This window comes from Xenorhabdus griffiniae, assembly GCF_015163655.1.
Taxonomy (GTDB): domain Bacteria; phylum Pseudomonadota; class Gammaproteobacteria; order Enterobacterales; family Enterobacteriaceae; genus Xenorhabdus; species Xenorhabdus griffiniae.
The window spans coordinates 1-21,367 of sequence record NZ_JADEUF010000067.1 but is presented as its reverse complement, the minus strand read 5'-3'; the positions used below and the strand labels follow the sequence as shown (position 1 = coordinate 21,367).

The 21,367-nt window shown below is 39.6% G+C and carries 18 protein-coding genes; 10 read left to right on the top strand and 8 right to left on the bottom strand.

Annotated features, from left to right (window positions below; translation table 11 throughout):
• The 3 genes from IQ211_RS11815 to IQ211_RS11805 form a co-directional block, all read left to right on the top strand.
• Positions 1-861 (top strand): hypothetical protein (locus IQ211_RS11815; RefSeq protein ID WP_193836363.1); only part of this gene is annotated, 861 nt, incomplete at its 5' end.
• A 227-nt stretch (positions 862-1,088) separates the two neighbouring features.
• Entirely contained in the window at positions 1,089-1,475 is a 387-nt protein-coding gene (locus tag IQ211_RS11810; protein WP_223281572.1) for a DUF2946 domain-containing protein, read from the top strand.
• A gap of 82 nt (positions 1,476-1,557) precedes the next feature.
• The gene (locus tag IQ211_RS11805) at positions 1,558-3,558 is read left to right on the top strand and encodes a TonB-dependent copper receptor (RefSeq protein ID WP_189758377.1); all 2,001 of its coding nucleotides are present in this window, start codon (positions 1,558-1,560) and stop codon (positions 3,556-3,558) included.
• Between the two features lie 35 nt (positions 3,559-3,593).
• On the opposite strand, the gene IQ211_RS11800 is transcribed toward IQ211_RS11805, so the two are convergent.
• Entirely contained in the window at positions 3,594-4,097 is a 504-nt protein-coding gene (locus tag IQ211_RS11800; RefSeq protein ID WP_189758378.1) for a MarR family winged helix-turn-helix transcriptional regulator, read from the bottom strand.
• 160 nt (positions 4,098-4,257) lie between these two features.
• Between IQ211_RS11800 and IQ211_RS11795 the strand changes: the two genes are divergently transcribed.
• Positions 4,258-5,133, top strand: a complete 876-nt coding sequence (locus IQ211_RS11795) for an EamA family transporter (RefSeq protein WP_189758379.1) — start codon at positions 4,258-4,260, stop codon at positions 5,131-5,133.
• Positions 5,134-5,164: 31 nt separating this feature from the next.
• Positions 5,165-5,761 carry an NADPH-dependent FMN reductase gene (locus tag IQ211_RS11790; protein ID WP_189758380.1) on the top strand — a complete coding sequence of 199 codons (597 nt, stop codon included), beginning with the start codon at positions 5,165-5,167 and terminating at the stop codon, positions 5,759-5,761.
• Between the two features lie 221 nt (positions 5,762-5,982).
• Here the strand turns inward: IQ211_RS11790 and IQ211_RS11785 are convergent, their stop codons facing one another.
• Positions 5,983-6,423: an N-acetyltransferase gene (locus IQ211_RS11785; protein WP_189758381.1), complete on the bottom strand. Its 441-nt coding sequence runs from the start codon at positions 6,421-6,423 to the stop codon at positions 5,983-5,985.
• Between the two features lie 23 nt (positions 6,424-6,446).
• Positions 6,447-7,841: an MFS transporter gene (locus IQ211_RS11780; RefSeq protein WP_223281573.1), complete on the bottom strand. Its 1,395-nt coding sequence runs from the start codon at positions 7,839-7,841 to the stop codon at positions 6,447-6,449.
• 105 nt (positions 7,842-7,946) lie between these two features.
• Here IQ211_RS11780 and IQ211_RS11775 point away from each other — a divergent pair, with 105 nt between their 5' ends.
• The 3 genes from IQ211_RS11775 (at position 7,947) to IQ211_RS11765 (ending at position 14,002) form a co-directional block, all read left to right on the top strand.
• Positions 7,947-8,729, top strand: a complete 783-nt coding sequence (locus IQ211_RS11775; RefSeq protein ID WP_189758383.1) for a helix-turn-helix transcriptional regulator — start codon at positions 7,947-7,949, stop codon at positions 8,727-8,729.
• A gap of 511 nt (positions 8,730-9,240) precedes the next feature.
• Positions 9,241-12,333, top strand: a complete 3,093-nt coding sequence (locus tag IQ211_RS11770; protein ID WP_189758384.1) for an autotransporter domain-containing protein — start codon at positions 9,241-9,243, stop codon at positions 12,331-12,333.
• A 178-nt stretch (positions 12,334-12,511) separates the two neighbouring features.
• Positions 12,512-14,002: a trypsin-like serine peptidase gene (locus IQ211_RS11765; RefSeq protein WP_189758385.1), complete on the top strand. Its 1,491-nt coding sequence runs from the start codon at positions 12,512-12,514 to the stop codon at positions 14,000-14,002.
• Between the two features lie 91 nt (positions 14,003-14,093).
• Here the strand turns inward: IQ211_RS11765 and IQ211_RS11760 are convergent, their stop codons facing one another.
• Complete coding sequence (locus tag IQ211_RS11760) at positions 14,094-14,840, bottom strand: class I SAM-dependent methyltransferase (protein WP_189758386.1); 747 nt, start codon at positions 14,838-14,840, stop codon at positions 14,094-14,096.
• 226 nt (positions 14,841-15,066) lie between these two features.
• On the opposite strand from IQ211_RS11760, the gene IQ211_RS11755 reads away from it, so the two are divergent.
• Positions 15,067-16,239 carry an MFS transporter gene (locus tag IQ211_RS11755; RefSeq protein WP_189758387.1) on the top strand — a complete coding sequence of 391 codons (1,173 nt, stop codon included), beginning with the start codon at positions 15,067-15,069 and terminating at the stop codon, positions 16,237-16,239.
• Positions 16,240-16,341: 102 nt separating this feature from the next.
• Here IQ211_RS11755 and IQ211_RS11750 read toward each other — a convergent pair whose 3' ends face one another.
• Positions 16,342-17,163: an intradiol ring-cleavage dioxygenase gene (locus IQ211_RS11750; protein ID WP_189758388.1), complete on the bottom strand. Its 822-nt coding sequence runs from the start codon at positions 17,161-17,163 to the stop codon at positions 16,342-16,344.
• A 568-nt stretch (positions 17,164-17,731) separates the two neighbouring features.
• Here IQ211_RS11750 and IQ211_RS11745 point away from each other — a divergent pair.
• Positions 17,732-18,511 carry a class I SAM-dependent methyltransferase gene (locus IQ211_RS11745; protein ID WP_189758389.1) on the top strand — a complete coding sequence of 260 codons (780 nt, stop codon included), beginning with the start codon at positions 17,732-17,734 and terminating at the stop codon, positions 18,509-18,511.
• A gap of 70 nt (positions 18,512-18,581) precedes the next feature.
• Here the strand turns inward: IQ211_RS11745 and IQ211_RS11740 are convergent, their stop codons facing one another.
• From IQ211_RS11740 to IQ211_RS11730, 3 genes are read right to left on the bottom strand one after another with little or no spacing between them, the layout of a single operon-like run.
• The gene (locus IQ211_RS11740) at positions 18,582-19,466 is read right to left on the bottom strand and encodes a radical SAM protein (RefSeq protein ID WP_189758390.1); all 885 of its coding nucleotides are present in this window, start codon (positions 19,464-19,466) and stop codon (positions 18,582-18,584) included.
• Positions 19,467-19,478: 12 nt separating this feature from the next.
• Positions 19,479-20,477 carry a hypothetical protein gene (locus tag IQ211_RS11735; RefSeq protein WP_189758391.1) on the bottom strand — a complete coding sequence of 333 codons (999 nt, stop codon included), beginning with the start codon at positions 20,475-20,477 and terminating at the stop codon, positions 19,479-19,481.
• Position 20,478: 1 nt separating this feature from the next.
• Positions 20,479-21,324 (bottom strand): TauD/TfdA dioxygenase family protein, encoded by an 846-nt coding sequence (locus IQ211_RS11730; protein ID WP_189758392.1) that lies wholly within the window; start codon positions 21,322-21,324, stop codon positions 20,479-20,481.
• Positions 21,325-21,367 lie beyond the last annotated feature (43 nt).

Sequence of the window (21,367 nt, the reverse complement as noted above, 5' to 3'; positions counted from 1 at the left end):
ATATTATTAATGTTTACAAGGGTGATTTATTTTTTCTTTATTTTAAATGCAATGGAGGTTAACGCTAATGATATAATAAAATATAGAGCCAGTATAACACAGCCTGATCGAGATGAAGTTAATTATAACCCAGTGGAAGCTTATGGAGGAGAGATTCGCTATACTATACCGCCTAATGGAGCTATAATTCATGCCGAAATTTATGGTGTTACAAGTAGAATCGATTACTCCGCAGAGATTGAGGCGGCTGTAGACTTTTGGCGAAATGTCTCTCGTGATCTATATCCACAATTAAATATTAGGCGCGCAAATAATCCTCAGGAAGTAAACTTCAGGATTGGTTATTCTTCGGCATTAAATATGCTAGCAGGAAGACCTGGTCTTGAACCTGCTATCGCTTACATACCACAAACTGGAGATATAAATACATTGGTATTAAGGCATGCTAATCTTGCAGGGCAATATGGTATATATGTTGATAATTTCCTTGCAGGAATGAATGATGAAATAATAACAGCGATAATGAGAACATTTAGTGATATTCATAATCCAGGTGAGGCAATAAAAAGATATATGTATATATTATTAGTACGTCATTTTGGTTATGCGCTCGGTTTCGTTCCTGATAATCCAGAGGTTTATTTATTTGGTAATAATATACCTTGGTATTCTCCAGAAATTTATTATATATTATCGAATGATGGGGTGACACCTAGGCTTATGTATAGAAATAACACATTTGAATATATCAACGACTTGATTATGATTAACGGCGAGGAAGATGCTTTTACCATTAACGATATACGTCTTTCACCTCAAGAAGAATTTGTTATAAGAATGTGTTCAAATACTGACTCATAATAGAGCAACTGATGACTAATGAATCGTACAGATGTATACGCATTAAACTTCAAGTTGCAATTGACGACACGATATGAAACTTGATGTCTCCCTGCGAAGCGGGGAAGACATCACAAACAGCTTGAAAATGCTTGTGACTGATACTCAATCCCAAAATATTTTAACAACCTCAGCCCAAATGCAGTAAGATTAGCCCTCAATCGTAGAAATTGATCCGGATCATTAGCTTGTTATCGCTTTTTCGCCTTTCACAAAGCCGAACACCTACTATCATCTCCTTACTGGCGATTTTGATGTTGTTCATTGCACCGGTGGTATCAAAAACACTGGAGCACCACCGTGAAGAAATAAAAAGTGAAATAAATCACAGTATGCCTGCGACACACACGATGAATCATCATGGTGTCGATCATATCCATATGGGCTTAATGGACGATATCGCTTGTGGTTACTGTCAACTTCTGATTAATCTGCCATTATTAGCAGGTGGTTTTGTTCCTTTCATTCTATTGACACTCATTGTGTTCAGGGCACTACCAATATCGCGTTTCTTTGGCCCTGTTATTCGACTGTTTTATGGCGAATCACAACCCCGCGCCCCACCCCTTATTTAGTCAGTCTGCTTGAAATAAACCATTTTATTTTCCTTGCCTTACGCAGTTTGTATGGCAATGTTGCTAATTAAGGGATTTTTTTATGTTTACTACACAACTATTTCGTATATCACCTCTGACAGCAGCTTTGACTATCGCACTCACCATGCCAAGCAGTGGCTGGGCTGCCAATCCCAAAGAAACAAATGAAAAACATATTGCTCATGATCACGATAATGAAACTGTGATCACGGTAACTGCACCGGCAGTTTCACCACTTGAGGTAGTTTCTTCATTAAAAGCACCTCGTCAACCAATACCTGCTAGTGATGGTTCTGATTACCTGAAAACCATTCCAGGGTTTTCACAGATCCGTAACGGTGGCACTAACGGTGATCCTGTATTCCGTGGCATGTTTGGTTCTCGTCTGAGAATGTTAATTGATGACAGTGAAATACTTGGCTCTTGTGGCGGACGTATGGATGCGCCAAGCTCTTATATTTCACCAGAAAGTTATGATGTTTTGAGTTTAGTCAAAGGCCCACAAACCGTACTTTGGGGGCCGGGTAATTCAGCGGGAACTATTCGTTTCGAACGTATTCGCCCTCAGTTTGAGCAAGCTGGCGCTCAAGGCAATATCAGCACAGTGATGGGTTCTCATGGTCGTTGGGATGGTAATGCTGATCTCAGTATTGGCAATGAATTGGGTTATATCCGTTTGATCGGCAATAAATCCCGTTCTAATGATTATAAAGATGGTGATGGCAAACGCGTTCCTTCCCGCTGGGATAAATGGAATACCGATATCGCCTTAGGTTGGACACCAGATGAAAATACGTTACTGGAGTTAAGCGCTGGACAAGGTGATGGAGAAGCACGTTATGCCACGCGAGGTATGGACGGCACACAATTTAAGCGCAAAAGTTTTGGTGTGCGTTTTGAGAAATCCAACATTGGCGAAGTGTTTGACAAATTCGAATCCAATTTTTATTACAACTACACCGACCATGTGATGGATAACTATTCCATGCGTCATTCAAAAATGAAAATGGCCTCAGAACCTGACCGCCTGACAATGGGTGGCCGTATGATGGGAACTTGGGTGTGGGAAGATTTCAAGTTACAGAGCGGTGTGGATATGCAAACTAATATTCACCGTACCAATACCGATCGCAGGATGGCTGAAGCTGAAAGAAATGGCTGGGTAAAAAATGTCCGCTTCCGTGATTACGGTATTTTTGGTGAATTAACCTGGGATGCAACTACACAGAATAAAGTGATCGGTGGTGTACGATTAGATCGTGCAACAGCGTATAAATATGCTACTCAACAAGAACGTAAAGAAACCCTGCCCGCTGGCTTTATTCGGCTTGAACATGACCTGAAAGAATCTCCGGTAATGCTCTATGCCGGCATTGGTTATACCGAGCGTTTTCCTGATTACTGGGAGCTGGTTTCGGGTAAAGCGGGCAGCAATGCGTTCACTAATATCAAGCCCGAAAAAACAACCCAATTGGATATCGGCGCACAATATAATGATAACCGTCTGAAAGGCTGGATATCAGCGTATGTGGGTAAAGTGAATGACTTTATCTTGTTCGATTATCGTAGCAAGAATGCGGTGGCTGGTAACGTGGATGCCACCATTATGGGCGGAGAAACAGGAGTCGCTTATAAGTTTAACGAAAACTGGAAAACTGATGCCAGCCTGGCGTATTCCTGGGCGCAAAATACCACTCATCATCGCCCATTGCCGCAGATCCCACCTTTGGAAGCTCGTTTCGGCTTGACCTGGGAGCATGGCGATTGGACTAGCAGTGGTTTGCTGCGTCTGGTAAATAGCCAGCACCGAATGGCAATCAATGAAGGTAACGTTGTAGGTAAAGACTTTGATCGTAGCAAAGACTTCGCCATCCTATCTGCTAATACAGCCTATCAGGTGACCAAAAACGTTCAAATCAGTGCTGGTGTTGACAATATTTTTGATAAAACCTATAGCGAACACCTTAACTTAGCGGGGAATCAGGGCTTTGGTTATTCCGGTAATACGGCAGTCAACGAGCCTGGACGTACTTATTGGGCAAGAGTTAATATTAAGTTCTAATATCTTCTCCTAGATCTATCTCGCCCTGATTTATATCAGGGCGAATCACTACTCGTTGACTCATTATCCAGCAACCAATGCCGCAGCAGTGTTGCAAGTTGCTCTTGCTGAGTTGCCGTTAGTGGTTCGAGCATGGCTTTTTGGTTCTCTAAATGACTTTCCACTGCTTTGTCTATCAAGGTCCTTCCTTCTGGTGTCAGAAAAACCTTACAGCTACGTCGGTCTTCTTCGTTAGCAATACGCCCAATCAACCCTCGCTGTACCATATGTTCAATACGAGTACTCATTGCTCCAGAAGTTAGCATAACGGATTGATATAGCTCAGTAGGTGTAATTGGTCTGTTATTGCGTCGTAGTGTCGCAAGGATATCAAACTCTATACCACTTAGGTCATGTTTTTTGAAAGCATGTTGCAAGCGTTGTTCAATAATCTTGTTTATGCGACATAACCGCCCAATGACGCCTATTGACGACGGATCAAGATCTGGACGCTGTTGTTCCCACTGTATCAGTAATCGGTCAACGTGATCGTATTTCATGCTTTTCCCCTATTCATTTATTTTGATGGAAAGATACTTGATAAAAACCAATTAAGCTATTATTTTAATTTAGCTTTCAGTAAAGATACTTTTGTTGATGATATCTTTAAGTTGATAGAGCGATAAATGGGAAAAAACAAACAAACTGAAGGGCAACAATATGCCAAAAATTAGATCTATCCAGAATATGTTACTGACTGCATTAGCCCCTATTGTTTGGGGAAGCACTTACATTATCACGACAGAGGTATTACCACCCAATACGCCTTTGCTAACGTCTACCATCAGAGCATTACCTGCCGGAATATTACTACTGTTGATTTGCCGTACCCTACCTAAGGGGATTTGGTGGTTACGTATTATGATATTGAGCGCACTCAATATCGGTGCCTTCTTCTATTTTCTCTTTGTTGCGGCGGAATATCTCCCAGGTGGAACGGCATCATTAATTGTGGCTTGCCAACCCATAATGGTTATCTTGTTAAGCACTTGCATATTGAAAACTTCCCTCACAATAAAGCACATTATTTCAGCAGCATTAGGTGTTATCGGGATCAGTTTATTGGTATTAAATTCGACCACCAGCTTAAATTGGCAAGGCGTTATTGCAGGCTTCGCAGGATGCAGTTGCATGGCTTTAGGGGTTGTGCTTACTAAGTATTGGAACCGTTCTACCAATTTGTCATTACTCAGTTTTACCGGCTGGCAATTAACGCTTGGAGGATTAATGTTATTGCCTGTCGCTATGTCCATCGAAGGTTTACCACAACATCTTACCGTAACCAATATGCTCGGCTACAGCTATTTATGTATGGTCGGTACGGTATTTTCTTATATTATCTGGTTTCGAGGAATTGAAAAGTTACCTGTTGTTACAATCTCTTTCCTGGGATTCCTTAGTTCTTTATCTGCTTGTATTTTAGGGTATTTGTTTCTAAAGCAAACATTTTCCTTGCCACAAATGCTTGGGGTATGCACCATCATTATTGCTGTTTGGCTTTCGATTCCGCGGGAATCAGACAAAAAAATCCGATAATTCTTCAACCTAATGAATAACAGGAAAATCAATGAAACTTACTATAATTTCAGGTAGCCAACGTCCAGATTCTCGCAGCCAACGTGTAGCTCGTTATTTACAAAAGTTAAGTAGCGAATATGGATTCGCTGAGATAGAGCTTCTGGAACTCTCCAATGTAGAATTGCCATTACATGATGGTTATACAACAGATATATCAGCGGAATCTCATCCTTGGCAGCCAATTTCACAACATTTAAGAGAGAGTGAAGCATTTATCTTCGTGACTCCAGAATGGCATGGAATGTCAACTCCGGCATTGAAGAATTTTCTATTGTATTGTTCTATAGCAGAATTAGGCCATAAACCAGCATTATTGGCGAGTGTATCAAGCGGAATTAACGGTGTTTATCCTCTTTGCGAATTACGCATGACTGGTTTTAAAAATAACCATGTCTGTTTCTTGCCTGACCATTTAGTTTTCCGTCAAAGTGAAAGTTTGATTTCAAAGGATCTGATTTGTAACGATGAGAAATTTGAAAGCCGTGTTCACTATACGCTGAAGTTGCTGAAATCTTATGCCAAAGCACTGGAACAAGTTCGTGATGACGTTGGCGAAGAAAGTGGAAATTATCTGTATGGTATGTGAATAAACAATATCCACTTCTTTATACATAAACCTCGGCTCCACTAATGGAGCCGAGAGCATTTCCCTTCTTTGTTTCTATTGAGTAGTTTCATCGAGCAAGTTACTCATTATTAGTTTTACTGTATAAAAATACAGTGCCTCGTATTTTTGGCATTTTTGTTTAATAAAGAAACACAACATGCTACTTTTACGCTCAATTTGATTGAAAAAACATCTTTTGGTTAACGTATTACGATACCGGTATCTAAGCACATAAAATACTCTTGGCATCCAGTGTGCTCATCGACTTCTTCGCTGACAACATAAAAACCTTGTGATAAGTAAAACTCATAACTTGCCTGATTTTGCTGATAAACAGATAACGTGAGTTTAGTCCTTCTATTTTTGGCATCATTCACTAATGCCTTGCCAATTCCCTGCCCTTGTTTATCGGGTGATACAAAAATCGCAGCCAAACTATTTTCGTGAAGCGCATAAAAGCCGACAACGTTAGGACCTTGTGCATAGACATAAACTTCTGAAGCTGGAATATAGATGCTTCTCATATTTTCTCGTTGTGATTGCCAAAATTCAGCTGCCACAAAATTGTGAGCTTTGATAGAAGCTTCCAACCAAATAGATAGCACCGCATCCATATCTGCTGTTGTAAATGGTCTGATCACTTTTGATATCCTCGTGATTTACTTTACTTTCGATGTAATCTTTTCAATAAGTAAAATGCAATAAAAGCAGCCATAACATTGTAAAGCATACTGTGAACAAAGGCCTTTTGGTATGTAACAAAAAGCAATGTCTCTATTTCATTAAAGTGCCATTGAACTAATATGCTAACCACGGCCACACCAAAAGCGGCTCCAATTTGTTGCAAAGTTGCAATCACCCCTGATGCCATACCTGCGAATCTCACGTTCACAAAAGCCAAAACAATATTAAGCAATGGTGTCATGACAAAGCCTTGACCATATCCAAGGAGTATTAGAATTGGCACTATCACAAATATGGGTGAATTGGCTGGTGATAATGTGCTAATGGCAACAATCAAAGTAATGAAAGAAAGCATATAAAGTAAGCTTCCGGCAATGATAGCTTTGCTGCCAAAACGTTTTACCCAATAAGGAGCATTAAGTGAAGACAAAACAAATCCTATACTTGCTGGAGCAAAAATCAATCCAGCATCCAATGGATTAAAACCCAAACCATTTTGTAAAAGTAAGGCGAAAACAAGGAAGAATGAACTGGAGGTGGAATAGATAAATAAAACCAATAAACAACCTAAACTAAAGGGCTTGTTTTTCAATAAATCAAAATTGAATAATGGTGTTTTTCCTTTGGCAACATAACATTTTTCATGATGAAAAAATTGCAGCAGTGTCAGGCAGGCTAAAAAGAGAGATACCCAGCACCACATTGGCCAATTCAATGTTGGTCCAACCAAAAGTGGTAGCAACAAAGCAGAAATACCAATGCTGGAAAGTACCACCCCAGTTAAATCTAATTCCGTTTTTTCTTGAGCGATGCTCTCGTTGAGATAACCTGAGAAAATTAAAGCTAATAAACCGATTGGAACATTAACTAAGAAAATTGAGCGCCATTGTAAATCCAATAAATTGGCGAAAATCATCCATCCTCCCAGCGTTTGACCTGCAATGGCAGCTAAGCCTAAGGTCATCCCTAATAAACCAAATGCCCGGCGGCTATTTTCTTCGTCAAATCTGACACGGATACTGGCATAAACTTGCGGAAATAGTAGAGCCGCTGATAATCCTTGTAAAAACCGGGCAAAAACCAAAAAAGTTGCTGTCGGTGCAAAACCGCAAAGCAATGATGTTAAAGTAAAAGCGAGCATACCTAACTGAAACAATCGCTTCCGCCCAAATAGATCCCCTAAGCGTCCTCCTGTAATCAGCAACAAGCCAAATCCAATTTCATAGGTTACGATAATCAGTGTAATTTGGAATAAACTGGCTTGTAAGTGTAATTGAATATTGGCGATAGCAATGTTGACAACAAAAAGATCAAAAATAGTCACAAATCCAGCTGATAACAAAACCGACAAGGCTAAATAGTCCTTTTTAGTCATGATAAAAATCCTCACCATGTTTGAGATAAACAGATTTTAATCACCCTATTAGCCTGTTACAATTTAACCATTTATACTATTACTAAAAGTAATGGGTTGAAATAAATGACAAAAATGAAAAGATCCCGTACTGAGTTAGCCAACTTTTTACGCACCAAGAGAGAAAGTATCAGTCCTGAATCCGTTGGATTGCCCCATATTGGACGTCGTCGTACTCCTGGATTAAGGCGCGAAGAAATAGCTGCTTTGGCGGGTGTTGGCTTGACTTGGTATACATGGCTTGAACAGGGCCGGGAAATTGGCGTATCCGTTGTTTTTTTAGATAATCTCGCCAAAATATTAAAACTGACTACCGCTGAACGCAGGCATTTATACTTACTGGCACACATGCGTGAGCCTGTTGAAACGGGACAAACCCAGTGTGTTGTTTCTCCATTGATCAAAAAGATTATGGATGACTTATCTCCTCATTTAACTTACGTGCTGAACTTGCATTGGGATGTTTTAGCTTTTAATCAACCAGCAGATGAATGCTTTCGTTTCAGTCAATTTGCAGGAGAACAACGTAATTTTTTGTGGTTATTATTTACCAATGAATATTATCGTGAACTCTTGTGTCATTGGGAACGAGATGCTTATCGTTTACTTGCTAGCTTTAGACGTGATTATGCTCTTGCCGCTAAAGACAGTTATATTCAAGAAATTGTGAATAAATTGATTAAGATATCACCTGACTTTTGTGAAATGTGGCATCGACATGAAATCTATGAACCTTGTAATGGAATACGGGAATTAAATGTGAATGGACAGGAAACTATTTTCGATTACACATCAATGGTCACTGATTTAGAAAGGCATTTGCGTTTGATTGTTTATGTAAAAAGATAATATACCCATCCAATTTCAAGTTACAGCTTGCAAATCAATGTAATTTTTTATATCTCCCCGCGAAGCGGGGAGATATAAAATGCATCTTGAATCAAAAAAACCCTCTAATAATAATGTTTATATTAACATTTAATAAATCACCACAAAAAATAACACATTAATAACAATTGATATTTAATTAATTTACATCATGCCAGAATCATGCCATTTAAACGAGATGCTAAACAAAAGTGTGTTATTTATATGATCTCTCCATTGTTATAAAATAGTTATAAAAAAGTTAATTATTATTCTTGCATTTTGGGTTTAATTATTATGCTATAGCACCTCGTGAGCAGAAAATAATATGGTCTTCATTGTTCTATAGCTGTTCTAAAAATATAGATCGTTCCCACCATGGCCTACTTATTTAAGTTCAACAATTGGTTTTATTAATAAAAACTTTTCAATGAGCGATGCACCAAATAGCGAATTGAAAATTGCCACTTTTTTGGAAAATGGAACCTCTTTTATGAAAAAAAACAATTCGGCACGACCGATATTTTTGTGGATGACATTATTTTGGGGATTATTACCTGTCAGTGCTTCAATGGCGACTGAATATCAGGAACAGGGTAAAAAAAACTCACCAGATAGTTGGTTATCAGATGAATTTAATCATCAGTGGGGGTTAGCTGCTATTGGTGCTCATTATGCCTATGCTCGTGGTTACACGGGAAAAGGTATTAATGTTGGTGTATTGGATGAAGCCGTTACCAACCATCCTGAATTTGCAGGCAAACTGAAAATTCTAAGCCCAGATGACACCTGGAATTACGATGAAAACCTCTACACTGGGATTATCAGTTTTGGGGCTCACGGTAACCATGTTTCAGGGATCATTGCAGCAAATCGGGATGGCAAGGAAATGCATGGTGTAGCATTTGATGCAGGTTTGATTACTGGGAAATATTTACAAACTCCCTATAACCGCACAGAAGCGCTGATCCAAAGCAATGCACGTGTTATTAATAACAGTTGGGGTGTGCGCCCTTCTTATGAAACCGATGAATATGGCCGGCCAAAACGATGGGAAAACGGTACGATCAAGTATGACAAAGTGACGTTGCAAGAGCTTATTAACTATGTCACACCGATTAAGGATGATTTGGATCGGTTAAGCCGCTCCCCAATTCCAGAACTCGATGACTATACAACGAGAACCGCGGGCCTATTGCGTGCAGCACGTCATGGAAAATTAGTTGTTTTTGCTGCGGGGAATGCAAATAACTATAACATCACCTGGTTACATGCGGGTATGCCCTATTTCTTCCCTGATACCTTGAAAAACTACCTCAGCGTTGCCAACCTGACCAGAGAAAACGAAATTAACGTTTCATCAACGAGTTGTGGTTACACTGCCAGTTACTGTTTGTCGGCACCAGGCACAAAAATTTACAGTAGTACGGGGGAATTCGTTTCTAAAGTTAACGGAGAGATCGACGAAGATGCTTTCGAAAATGGTGAGTTGACGATTGATCCCACCTATGAGGCTTACACAGGGACATCAATGGCATCACCACATGTGGCTGGCGCCGCTGCCGTCTTGATGCAACGCTTCCCTTATATGACTGCCGGACAAATCGCAGATGTCCTTAAAACCACAGCAACCGATTTAGGTAAGCCTGGTTTGGATGATATGTATGGTTGGGGAATGCTGAGCCTGAAAGATGCTATTGATGGTCCTAAGATGTTCATCACTGAAAAGGATATCCCGAAGAAATACTATATTCCAGGTTCTTATTCTGAAACTCAGTTTATCGCCAATATTCCAGGTATTGGTGGCATTGTTGAGAAAGGTACTACTGTAGAACGAGTCTGTAATAGTATTGAATGTGCTTATGACAGTTGGGCCAATGATATCTCCGGTCATGGTGGATTGACGAAAATCGGTAACGGTATACTTGAACTGGCCGGTAAAAATAGTACCTATAAAGGCCCAACGTTAGTCGAACAAGGTCACTTATTGGTTAGTGGTTCCATAACTTCGGATGTTACTGTGCAAGATAATGCCATTCTTGGCGGGAATGGTACTGTCGGTTCAATCATGGCCAACGCTGGAGCCAGTATTGCCCCAGGCAACTTAAGTTCTGATTCTGTCAGTTCTAGCGGCACGCTGAACGTTACTCATGATGTGACCTTTCAAGCGGGTTCACGTTATCGGGTAAAAGTTGCACCAAATAGCCAAGGGTATAGTGATCGCATTATCAGTAATGGCTTGGTTACGCTGAAAGGCGGTGAAGTGCAAGTCACTCTGGAAAATAGTAGTAACCTGTTATCGAAGCAAGAAGTCCGTAGTTTGCTTGGGCAACAATATAATATTCTGCAAGCAAATCGGGGTATCAACGGCCAATTTACTACCGTAATGCCAAACTATCTGTTTATTGGTACTGAGCTTAGTTACCAACCTCATACTCAATCTAGTTCTCGCCCTAATCAGGTAATGTTGGATATAAAACGTAATTCCACCACATTCGCCAGCTTAGGAATGACCGCTAATGAACGTGCTGTGGCTGATGCTGCTGATAAGCTGAGTTTGGGACATCCGGTTTATGAGAGTATCTTGATGTTTGATACAGCAGCGCAAGCCAGTCAGGCATTCCAGCAACTCTCTTCTGGCCAGATCCATGCTGATATTGCTGCGGCACAAATCAATAATAGCCGCCATCTGCGCGATACGCTGAATACCCGTTTGCGTCAGGCTAATGGTGGAAGCATTGAACAGGATATCAAAGTTGATAGAAATGGTACCTGGGGACAAATCATAGGTAACTGGCAACGTGCTAATGGTAACAGTGAAGTTAACGGTTATCGTGTATCCAACTATGGCGTGTTATTAGGGGCAGATAAAGAGTTAGGTGATGATTGGCGGCTTGGTGTCGCTACCGGATATACCCGCTCTTCTTTGAATGGTGGATATAACACTTCAGCCCGCAGTAACAATTTCCATTTGGCGCTATACGGTAGCAAACAGATTGATGCTTTGGCATTACGTGCCGGCGCTACTTACAGTTGGCATCGTTTTGATACCAAACGTTCGGTGGCTTTTGGCCATCAATCCGACAACCTGAAAGCGAAATATGGTGCTCAAACTGGTCAATTGTTTACAGAAGCCGCTTACGGAATAAATACTTCCTGGCTGAACCTGGAACCATTCGCCAACCTGTCTTATGTTAATTTCCGTAATGAAGGTATCAATGAACATGGCGGCGCTGCTGCATTGAACGGCAAGAAACAATCGAAAAATGCCACCTTCTCCACATTAGGTTTACGTGTCGATCAAAAATGGCAGACTGAAAATGACATCACTGTAGGAGCATATGGTGAATTGGGTTGGCAACATCAGTTTGGCAATGTTGATCGGGGTACTAAATTAAGTTTTAACAATAGCGATGCCACGTTTACTGTCAATAGTGTTGCAGCCGCACGTGATGCTGCTGTAGTTAAGGCAGGCACGGAATTGGAAATTAATAAAAATACTAAACTATCACTGGGGTATAATGGTGTTTTATCAGGCAGCCATAAGGATAATGGTGTATTCCTGAATGCCAATTGGAAATTCTAGTTAATCAATTTTTGATAACAGAAACTCACTGCTGGCAATGGTTGGCAGTGAGTTTTTTATCTCGTAAGATTTTTAGGTTCTTGTATCCGTTTTGGCACAAGCCACCTTGGTAGCACTGGTTAATGATTAAAGTAGATAATGAATTTAAGTCATTAAACCGATCCAAAGGAGGAAAATTGTGACTTATCGTAAAATCCTATTAATCAGTTTATTTTCTGTTTCAACAGGTTCTTTAGCGGCAAGTAATAATGGTGCTCCGTTGATGAAATCAACCGATCCTGGCGCTGAAAAATTTAGAACTGTTGGTAAATTAAATGGAATCTCACACTGTACTGCAACCCTGATTTCTGGTGAAAATACACCGAATAAGGATACTACAGCATTGATACTTACCGCAGGACATTGTGTAGATAGCAATGTAGGCACAAATGATGTCATCGTTGATCAACTGGCGCCTGAATTTTGGCGATATACCCCGGATTATTTCATTGATAAAAAAGAGACGCTATCACCAATAAAAGTCAACCGTATTTTATATTCAACGATGAAATACGAAGATATTGCGGTATTACAATTGGATGCAACTTATGGTGATTTAGCAAAAAAAGGCTATCATCCTTTGAAGTTGAAAAAAAACCTTAATATGAAACATCAACCTATTGTGTTGACTCATATTCCTGTCGATAACGTTGATTACAATTACGCTTATCTTAGAAAATCTGAGTGTAATATCACCGGAAAATCACCCGTCTTATATGAAGGCGGCTCGCCATGGATTTGGACTCCAGTTTTCTCCGTAAATTGTGATGGTGTCGCTGGTGGAACGTCTGGTTCCCCTGTTTTTGAAAAAGACAAAACAGACGTGATTGGTGTGCTAAATACAACAGTAACACCAGGAATGACCGGCTGTGGACTTGGCAGACCTTGTACTATCGAAAACAATCAAGGCATTCCAACAGAAGGCGCTAGCTATTTTATCCCTGTCGATAGTATTGCCAATGCGTTGACAAAGGATAGCAAATTAGATCTGTCTAAACTGGAAAATAACCGCGGTAATATTCTGGAAAGAAGTCCACCTTGGTCACGTTGGATAACTCAGAGCGTTAATCCTGTGGACGGCAAGAAAGCAAAATGGGACCTTGTTATCAAGGAAAATGCTAACGTTAAGAATATTCGATATAAAACAGGATTAATCAGTGATGTCGATTGTTCTGCTGAAGCAGGATACAGTGTTTCAATTCCTGCAAGCCAAAGCCCGCTGAAAAACATGCTACTTCCTAATCAAGAAGGCATTTATAAACTCTGTGTTATTCACCAGAATAATGATGGCCAATGGCAAAAGACAAAAGATGCTTCTGTCATGCTGCGAGAAATTGATAATACTCCACCATCAATTAAGCCCGAGTTAAATAAGGATGATTATGGGAATTTTTGGCGTATAACGGCTAACGTTCGTCTGTATGATATCTCAAGTGTACAAATTAAATATGGACCTAAAGCAACAACAAATTGTGACGATAAAACAGGTTATAGCTATCCCTGGAGGCCAATAACGTTGGCGAAGTCTGAAGCACCATGGCGTGTTTGCGCATATGGTGAAGATATGGCAGGAAATGCTGGCCCGATTAATGCACTTGATATTGAAGCAACTACTACTATACCCATCTAACTTCAAAATGCGTGTAATTTCTTCCCGCTTCGCGGGAAGAAATCAAGTTTCAGGATCAGAAATTGCAACCTGAAGTTTAATGCGTATAGTCTCATTTATTCTTTCTTACGATAAAAATCATTTCTTCTGACTGATCATGATAAGCTTCTCCTTGCCAGTTACCGAATACATGTGTCGCAATTAAATTCGCGTCAGCTAGTGCTTGCTGGATTTCAGCAAAACTGGCAAATGTAATTGCTGAAAATGCCTGGTATTCCTGTTTGTTGTTTAGAATTTGATAGTAAGTGCCGTAAGTAACCGTCGTATGGTGAACTCGAAAATCATTCCATGCCAAGACAGAGCCAAATGTTGGATGGATAAACTCACGTTTAGAATCTGCTTTTGTCCAAGTCAACCACTCTTTTGCTAAAGGATTACGGCTGTCAAAGATACATTGTCCCCCTTCTGCCAAGTGTTCATAAATCCGTTTAAGCACGGTAACTCGATCTTGATGGGTTAAGAACACTTGAAAAACGTGGCCGGATAAAATGATTAAGTCGAATTTCTGAAATAACGCCAACTGCTTAGCATCAGATTGTATCCAAGTAACTCGTGATCCTGCTGATTTTGATTTCGCGATATCCAACATGGCGCTGGCAATATCACAGCCAAATACCACTTTATCGGGATAAGTGAAGGCAATTTCATTCGTGAGTGTTCCAGTGCCACAACCCAGATCTAAAATAGCATGTGCATCTTTAGCAAGTCCGACATAATAGTCATAACCTAATACCAATTCGTTATCGGAATCATAAAACTGAGCTAAGTGACTGTCTTGGTAGAGTCGATCAATTGCCATATTTAATAATCCTTAATATCATCGTACTGATTCCCCCTTTATTTTTTTTCAGCATAATTTCGAAATTTTCATCAACGACTTTTACTGTTACCAACCTCGTTTCTTATACCAATCCAACTTCAAATTTAAGATTACAAATCAATGTGTTGTTTATATCTCACCGCGAAGCGGGAGATATAAAACGCATCTTGAAAGGCGATTGGTATATATCTAAGGAGACTTAAATATGCCGCCACGTGCTGTTTTATCTATGATGCTACTGATATTTTCACTTATTTTATTTTTCATTGGTGCGATGGAGTTTATGCTATCACCTATGCTCAATCCCTTGGCTGATGCATTCAGGACAACAATAGACAAGGTCACTTGGCTGGTATCTGGTTATGCCCTCGCCTACGCACTTGCAGCACCAATTTTCGGTTGGTTATCTGATCGGATCAATCGACACAAATTATTGCGGATATCTTTACTGTTCCTGTTCCTTGATGGATTAGCATTAACGATAGCTCCCAACCTGGAAATTGCAATGGGGTTACGTATTTTGGGTGGCATTGCTTCTGCCGCTTTAATTCCGACCATATTTGCGCTGGTCGCAGAACTTTTTCCATCTCATAAACAGGCATCGGCAATGGGCATTGTTATGCTTGGTATGACAGTCGGAATTGCGGGAGGTCCTATTGTTGCCGGTGTTTTGACAGAACTATTTTACTGGCAAGTACCATTTTTAGTGAGTGCGGCAGGATGCCTTTTGCTCTATTTTTTAAGTAAAAAATACATTCCAAGCCAGATTAATATTCTGAAAACAGTTCACCAAACGGTGAAGTTTCAATTTGGATGCCAAAGCAACCTAATACGCCCCCTTATTGCGAAAGGATTTTGGAATGGTACAGCAGTATCTGCTTTTATATTAACCGGAGAGGTTTTAAGACATCATTACGCGATGGGAACAGGAGCTATTGGTATTTCTGTTTCTGTATTTGGGATCGGGCTTGGGTTGGGTAATTTATCCGTAAGTATCGTGAAGCATCTGAATATCAGAGATGAATGTGTGCTTTTGTTGGCAATAATTTTACTTTTCATCACCAGTTCTGCATTTATGTTATTGCCCCTGTCTTTGCTTTTTAGTTTGGCTTGTCTGATGTTATGGGGATGTACACTCGGCCTTGCTGCGCCGATAAGCACTTCTATCCTGGCAAAGCGGGCAAAACAGGATAAAGGGAAAATATTGGCTATCTCAGAGAGTTTGAATAATCTAACCATGCTGTTTTTACTTCCAGTAGCGACTATGTTGTTGTCACAATACGGCACTACGGTAACGGTGATGATACTGGGAAGCGGTTTTATCGTGGCAATTGTGCTAACACTGAAAGATTTGTTGGTGACAACGTCACTTAATTGAGGCCACTAACTACGCCTTTGAACTTTACCTCTTCTTTAGCCCTGTTTCACCGGAGTAATAATACATAACCACTATTTCAAACTCCGGTTATGGAAGATTTTCTTATACAGTGTATTTAGCTAAGTCGTCAGGCGTTATTTTCTTAGATACATTGTCTTTATTAATAGATAAAACTATCTTTCCGTGTAATCCATCCAAAGGATTATCGCCTATTTTATTTATTGTCAAAATAGCAGCCCTATTTTTAACTCCAGAAAAGATGGAATCATCTTCATTTTTAAGTCTATTAACCTCCCTTGGAGAATACATATCATTACTCATCACTTCTTTAGAGATATCCTCAGGGAAATATAGTTGGCCTACAAAATAAAATTTATCTTCCTGTCTTTTTTGTACATTCGCATTCCTTGCTGATAAATGAATATGTATCGCTCTTCCAGCATAAAAACCGGGGAAAATGGTGGTGAATCTGACGATGCCTTCTTTGTCTGTCCTTTGTGCTCCACGAAGAAATGTGCTTTCATCAGTTCTCGAAATCGTTCCTATATGATCGGATGGAGCCTCAAGGTCTGGGTTTATGTATTTCCAACCTGAATACTTTCCCATTGCATTGCAATGCCATATATCAATAAGGATATCATTCAGTGGCTTACAGGTTACCGAATCAATAACTTTCATTGTCAATAACAGAGGGATCCCTGGTTCATCTTCTGTTATATTCCTTCTCAGCAATTTGTTATTTATAAAATATGGACCTGACATTTCCTCTGGTGTCATCTCACAAACGCCTATATCAATACCATTCTCTTTCTTTGATTGATTATGTGAAGAGGCAAAAGCTGCTGTTGGAACCAGCGGTAATAATGAAAATACTGCACCAGTAATACTCGCCTGTTTCAGGAAAAGTCTTCTTTCATTTTTCATAAAGTGGCTCCTTATATGCCATTTAATTATTACCTGGTAAGTCGGTAAGCGATAGATTCAGATAGTAAGACGATATCTATACCAATCTAACTTCAATCTGATATCTCCCCGCTTCGCGGGGAGATATCAGATTTCATATTGTGTTGTAAATTGCAACTTGAAGTTTAATGAGTATAAATATAAATAATTTCCTCTTTTTTTAATAGAGTTAAATTATGTATCATATTGATATTAAATGATAATAACGACAAATATCAGTAAGTCGCATCTGAGTCTCATGGAATGATTTTTTCAACCATGCAAGAAAAATAGCTTGTGGTGTATTGACCTCGAAAACAACACTTTTTGTTGTCAGTATATTTACTCAAATTGTTTCACCATCGACTGGTATTGGATTACAGATTGGTTATGGGATCTTTATGTCTCTTATGCACCTTATCTGGTTTACATACTTAATCGTATCATTGGTATTATTTTAATGGGGTTAGGTGTTTCTTTGGGGGGAATCCCTATCACTAATTGATACGTTACAAAAGTGATTTTAAAATAACCGTAAGAGGTCACAATTATGCCAATCAACTTTAACGCACCAGAAAATAGACATACTTATTTTGGCCGTGAGGCTCAACAAGAATGGTTCGATTTAATGCAGAAGTTGGTCGATCCACGTGATAAGGAAATCGCGGATATTGGTTGTGGTGGCGGTATTTATTCTCTGGCCTGGTGGAAAATGGGCGCTAAAAAAGTCAATTGCGTTGATTTTTCCCAACAGATGTTAGCTGATGCAGCGGAAAATACCCAAGGTTTGCCAAATATCGTTATCAAACAAGGTGATGCTCTTTGCACTGGCTTACCTGATAGTAGCCAGGATATTGTCTTTGAAAGAGCGCTGATCCACCATATCCGTCGAGAAAATAGAATCTCTTGTTTTGCTGAAGCTCATCGATTATTGCGTTCTGGTGGAGTATATCTCTTGCAGGACAGGACCTTGCAAGATATCCGATTTCCTGGATCGCCTGAACATATTCGTGGTTATATCTTCGACGTCTATCCTCACCTGATGAATTTTGAAAATCAACGCAGGCCAGACAATATTGAAGTGATTGATGGCTTACAATCTGTTGGTTTTAAACAAGTTAAAGCATTTTCTCTTCTGGAAAAGAATACTGTCTATAAGAATTTTTCACAATTAGCCGTAGAGCTTCAGGCACGTAAAGGGCGCTCTATATTGCATGAACTAAGTGATGAAGAGATAGCTTATCTAATCAAGCATATTGAAAAATCGCTGGGTAATGATACGGATATCGTTGAGAAAGATTTTTGGACTGTATGGATGGGAATAAAATAAAGAATATCTGCGATGGATGCTCCACAAGACATCCATCGCACGAGCCAATTGATGACGTAATAGTGACACATTACATAATTCGATACTTACTGCGAATATCCCTGACTTGAGATTTTAATTGTCCACAACCTCCCCAAATTTCTGTTCCATCACTTTTATCTGATATACACCGAAAACCGGCTTCGGTAAGTGACTGGGCAAAAAACGGCATCTTTTCTGAAGGATTCAATGTTATGCCATTGATATCACTCACTTCATTCAAGTACTTTAACTTGATAATGAATGTGTCTTTATCCACCAGATCTTTTAACCGTGCCAAATCCTCTTGGGAATCATTGATTCCCTCTATCATCAGATAATTGACGATAACAGGTACACCTGTATGGTGATGATATGTTGAAAAATGGTCAAGAAGGTCTCTGATACCAAATTTTGCTTTTGATGGAATGAGCATGTCACGCTGTTCGTCTGTGGTGGCATGAAGAGAAATGGAAATCATATCAAGCGGAAGCTCATAAATTTTATCTCCAGCGTGGCGAATACCCACAGTTGTCAGGGTAACCCTATTTGCCAATGTTTGTTTTTTGAACTCAGTTATTGCCCCGCTGATCTCTTTCAGATTCAACATTGGCTCACCCATTCCTGCAAACAATATCGTATTAAGCCTTTGGCTGTCACCCAATGCTCCTGAATGCAATAAATGTTCATGACATAACAAGACTTGCTGTACTATTTGTTCTGTTGTCATATTTCCCAATGGTTGTTGCCTGCCTGTTTCACAAAACACGCAACCAACCGCACAACCGTATTGGCTGGATATGCAGAGATAAGGTAAATGTTGATCTGTATGCATAAAGAAAGTCGATTCAACGCTTTTTCTTAAATCTGAGTCACTTGCTGATAGCAAATATTTCTTGGAGCCATTTTCTGACTCTACTATTTCGCTGATTTTCATTTTTACACCTTCTCAATATTCTTGGGCACGGCGATGCATATCAGAGACTCCGCACATTTTGGGACTGGACAACGGCAAGTTAGATTGCATGACTTCTTGATGTGTTTTAACGGGATCAAGGAATAATTGATGGATTTCATTCATATCCAGTTCGGAAAGATAACCACTATTAATCCCTTGATAATTTTCTGGAACAGTGGTTGTGGTAGGAAATACGAGCTGATCAGGGTATAACCGACCACTCCAAAATTCGTCGCCTTTATCCAAGGGCTTAACCATATCAGGATCAACAAGTTCAGAAATTTTAGCCTTGTTAGGGAATCGCAGGCTGTTTTCGGCTGCCGGATAGTCATGAATAACCATCCAATCGACAATATTTTGTTGTCGTTCCATCAATCCAATATCTTTAAAGAATGTTGTTAACACAATGGGAATCACGATCCCTCCTGCGTTGCGATAATACTCAATAAAAGCGAGCCGTTTCTTTAATTGCTCATTGGTATCTAATGCACTAACCGAAACTCTCATCTCAGCCTTTACCGTGATTAAACGCTGCGCAATATCATCAGTCATTTTTTTAAAGAATTTGGTGATGAAAATCATTAAGATCCCAGTTTCTCGTGCCAATTCAGCCATTCGCGTAGATACGGCCCAATTCCATGAAGGATCACTATTCCATCCACATCTGACGTATTTTTGTGAATCAGGTAATGCTTGTAGATCGCCGGAAAAAATATCTTCATCCAAGTGATTATCGATACGTTTACCAAAGTCGATCCCATTTTCCCAACTAGAGATAGCGGAAAAACACATACCATAACAAGCCATACTTTCAGGTAAACAACCAGTTACGACATCTGTGGTTAAGCTATTAAATGGCAAATCACCCGCTATTCCTGCCCTGATTAACATAGGTTCAGCAGGACTAAGATTACGTCCATGAATATATTTTTTATTACTATCTCTAATCAATTGAGTAATGGATTTCTCTTTTTCTCTTGATAGGTTCATATCAAATTCCCCCAACAGTCCAACCAGGTATTTCCGGTTGGTAGGATGTATCAGGATATATTTTCAATCCTTTGATAAATCTATTTCCGGTAAAACATTCGCGGCGATGTAAAAGTTGGCTATTGTCATATAGCAACAAATCGCCTTCTTCCCATTGATGGGAGTAAATATTTTCTGGTGACAAGATCTTATCTAAAATGGCGTTTTTGAGTATGTCTGAGTTTGGTAATATTTTCTTATCGAGAAAAAATTCGATAGTATTTTCACTAACATAAACAAACCGCCGTTTCGTTTGTATATTTTCGAGCATGACCGGATGAGCAACGGTAATATGAGGCACATTGTCATGTGAAGCTGCTGGCTGGCGGGTGGAATACAAATCATTAATCATCGATATTTCATCATGGGTTAAACCAAGGTGGTCTACCGCTGTTGAAGCAAAGGATGTATTGCCACCACTAAACTGCACAACTTCACCATACAAGATGCTAACGGAGGCCGGATTAATCCTAAACTCCTGATCAGAATGCCAAAAATCGGTATCATTTCCGGCAAAACCCAATTGTTCACCATGACTATCACGAATATTTGTCAAATAAGCGATATATTTTCGATTGTCTGATAATGAAATTTTTCTGGCTGGTTCTTCGAGTCTTCCGCTTCCTATATGCTGTGCAAAACTCACTAGTGCCTCATCATCCATCTTTTGGTTTTTGAAAATCAATAGAGCGTATTCTGATAAGTATACCTTTATTTTTTTATATTCTTCTGATGATAGCTCTGAAAGACTTTGGCAGGTTATATAAGCACCAAAATTTCCCTTGACAGGCTCGATCATAATCGACATATATTATTCCTTCTTTAGTTAAAGATTATTGGTGATTCTATAT

What these genes read in the sequence shown, in the direction of transcription:
- IQ211_RS11755 (WP_189758387.1), top strand. Translation starts at nt 15,067, where the DNA reads ATGCCGCCACGTGCTGTTTTATCTATGATGCTACTGATATTTTCACTT.
- IQ211_RS11745 (WP_189758389.1), top strand. Translation starts at nt 17,732, where the DNA reads ATGCCAATCAACTTTAACGCACCAGAAAATAGACATACTTATTTTGGC.
- IQ211_RS11750 (WP_189758388.1), bottom strand. Translation starts at nt 17,163, where the DNA reads ATGAAAAATGAAAGAAGACTTTTCCTGAAACAGGCGAGTATTACTGGT.
- IQ211_RS11795 (WP_189758379.1), top strand. Translation starts at nt 4,258, where the DNA reads ATGCCAAAAATTAGATCTATCCAGAATATGTTACTGACTGCATTAGCC.
- IQ211_RS11790 (WP_189758380.1), top strand. Translation starts at nt 5,165, where the DNA reads ATGAAACTTACTATAATTTCAGGTAGCCAACGTCCAGATTCTCGCAGC.
- IQ211_RS11735 (WP_189758391.1), bottom strand. Translation starts at nt 20,477, where the DNA reads ATGAACCTATCAAGAGAAAAAGAGAAATCCATTACTCAATTGATTAGA.
- IQ211_RS11775 (WP_189758383.1), top strand. Translation starts at nt 7,947, where the DNA reads ATGACAAAAATGAAAAGATCCCGTACTGAGTTAGCCAACTTTTTACGC.
- IQ211_RS11805 (WP_189758377.1), top strand. Translation starts at nt 1,558, where the DNA reads ATGTTTACTACACAACTATTTCGTATATCACCTCTGACAGCAGCTTTG.
- IQ211_RS11730 (WP_189758392.1), bottom strand. Translation starts at nt 21,324, where the DNA reads ATGTCGATTATGATCGAGCCTGTCAAGGGAAATTTTGGTGCTTATATA.
- IQ211_RS11770 (WP_189758384.1), top strand. Translation starts at nt 9,241, where the DNA reads ATGAAAAAAAACAATTCGGCACGACCGATATTTTTGTGGATGACATTA.
- IQ211_RS11780 (WP_223281573.1), bottom strand. Translation starts at nt 7,841, where the DNA reads ATGACTAAAAAGGACTATTTAGCCTTGTCGGTTTTGTTATCAGCTGGA.
- IQ211_RS11760 (WP_189758386.1), bottom strand. Translation starts at nt 14,840, where the DNA reads ATGGCAATTGATCGACTCTACCAAGACAGTCACTTAGCTCAGTTTTAT.
- IQ211_RS11740 (WP_189758390.1), bottom strand. Translation starts at nt 19,466, where the DNA reads ATGAAAATCAGCGAAATAGTAGAGTCAGAAAATGGCTCCAAGAAATAT.
- IQ211_RS11800 (WP_189758378.1), bottom strand. Translation starts at nt 4,097, where the DNA reads ATGAAATACGATCACGTTGACCGATTACTGATACAGTGGGAACAACAG.